The sequence below is a fragment of the Streptomyces sp. URMC 126 genome (genome assembly GCF_051386555.1).
Taxonomy (GTDB): Bacteria; Actinomycetota; Actinomycetes; order Streptomycetales; family Streptomycetaceae; genus Streptomyces.
Genome location: NZ_JBPQTX010000578.1, coordinates 1 through 1,783, shown reverse-complemented (window position 1 = coordinate 1,783; position 1,783 = coordinate 1). Strand labels below are relative to the sequence as shown.

Sequence of the window (1,783 nt, the reverse complement as noted above, 5' to 3'; positions counted from 1 at the left end):
CGACCCGTAAGGGACCCGACCCGTAAGGGACCCGACCCGTAAGGGACCCGACCCGTAAGGGACCCGACCCGTAAGGGACCCGACCCGTAAGGGGCGGCCGACGTCCCCGAACCGCCCCGACCCGGCGAGCGCCGTACGGTCAGCTCTCCGCCGCGGCCCTGAGGCTCATGGGGGATTCGTAGATCTCCTGGTCGTCCTCGAAGAGACGCACCTGCTCCACGCCGCCCTCCAGCAGCGCCCGCCACTCCTCCCCGAGCCAGGACTCCGCGTCCCCCTGCGTCGTGAACTCCTCCGGCTCGACGGCCGGTGCCGTCTCCGTCCCGTCCGCCTTCTCGAACCGCCACACCCACGCCATGTCAGCCTCCAAAGGCTCGTGGTTCGCTGCCGAAGCGCAGCCTAACCCCCGGTCGGGGGCGCGGTCCCGGGGCGGGAAAGGGTGATCCCGACGCGCCCGCCGTGCGCGGACGCGAGACGATCGTGGCGTGGAACTGACTCTGCTCGGCACCGGAGCCCCCGAGGGGCTGCCGCGCCCCGGCTGCCCCTGCGCCGCCTGCGCCACCGCCGTGGGCGAGGACGCCCGGGCGGCGACCGCGCTGCTCGTCGACGGTGAGCTGCTCCTGGACCTGACGCCCGGGCCCGCGTTCGCGGCCGCGCGGGCGGGCCGGTCCGTCGCCGGGGTACGGCAGGTGCTGCTCTCCCACCCGCACGACGGCCCTGCCGTCGAACTGCCGCCCGGCCTGCCGGCGCCGGTGCGGGTGCCGGACGGCCGCGACCTCTCCCTGATCAGCGGCCACCGGGTCCGGGCGGTCGCCCTGGACGCCCCGGGTACCGGCTACGAGGTGACGGGCCCCGACGGCGACCGGCTGCTCTACCTGCCGCCCGGCGGCGCCCCGGCCGGGCTCTCGGCCGCGGCCGGCCCGTACGACATCGTCCTGCTCGACGTGGTGGACCGGCCGGACGCGCTGGCCCGGCTGCGCGAGACGGGCGCGGTCACGGCGACCACGGACGTCGTCGCCGTCCACCTCGGCCACGAGGTGCCCCCGGGGCGCGAGCTGCACCGCCGGCTGGCCGCGGCCGGCGCGCGGACCGTCCCCGACGGCAGCACGCTGACCGTCGGCGACTACCACGCCGTCCCGGACGTGCCCCGGCGGACGCTCGTCCTCGGCGGGGCGCGCTCGGGCAAGTCCGTGGAGGCGGAGCGGCGGCTGGAGTCGTTCCCCGAGGTCCTCTACGTCGCGACCGGCGGCACCCGGGACGGCGACTCCGACTGGGCGGCCCGCGTCGCCCTGCACCGCGAACGCCGCCCCTCCTCCTGGCGCACGGCCGAGACCTGCGACCTCGTCCCCCTCCTCGCCGCCGACGGTCCGCCCCTGCTGATCGACTGCCTCTCGCTGTGGCTCACCCACGCCATGGACTCCGTCTCGGCCTGGGACGACGAGGCGTGGGCGAACGGGGCGTCGACGGCGCTCGCGCAGCGGGTCGCTTCGCTCGTCCGCGCCGTCCGGGAGACGCGGCGGACCGTCGTCGCCGTCAGCAATGAGGTCGGGTCCGGGGTGGTTCCGGCGACCGCTTCCGGGCGGCGGTTCCGGGACGAGCTGGGGAGGTTGAACGCGGCGTGGGCGGCGGAGTGTGAGCACGTGCTGATGGTGGTGGCGGGGGCGGCGGTGCGGCTGCGGTAGTGAGGGGGGTTGCCCCGGTCCCACCCCTTCGCCGTTTCCTGGGGCTGCCGCCCCAGACCCCGCTTGTCGCGGCTTCGCCGCTCGTCCTCAAACGCCGGACGGGC

General features: G+C 76.3%; 2 protein-coding genes. One reads left to right on the top strand and one right to left on the bottom strand.

What is annotated here, in order from left to right; genetic code table 11:
* Positions 1-139: 139 nt before the first annotated feature.
* Positions 140-355 carry a hypothetical protein gene (locus tag ACSNOK_RS32850; RefSeq protein WP_436784444.1) on the bottom strand — a complete coding sequence of 72 codons (216 nt, stop codon included), beginning with the start codon at positions 353-355 and terminating at the stop codon, positions 140-142.
* A gap of 127 nt (positions 356-482) precedes the next feature.
* Here ACSNOK_RS32850 and ACSNOK_RS32845 point away from each other — a divergent pair, with 127 nt between their 5' ends.
* The gene (locus ACSNOK_RS32845) at positions 483-1,679 is read left to right on the top strand and encodes a bifunctional adenosylcobinamide kinase/adenosylcobinamide-phosphate guanylyltransferase (protein ID WP_436784443.1); all 1,197 of its coding nucleotides are present in this window, start codon (positions 483-485) and stop codon (positions 1,677-1,679) included.
* The last annotated feature ends 104 nt before the right edge of the window (positions 1,680-1,783 follow it).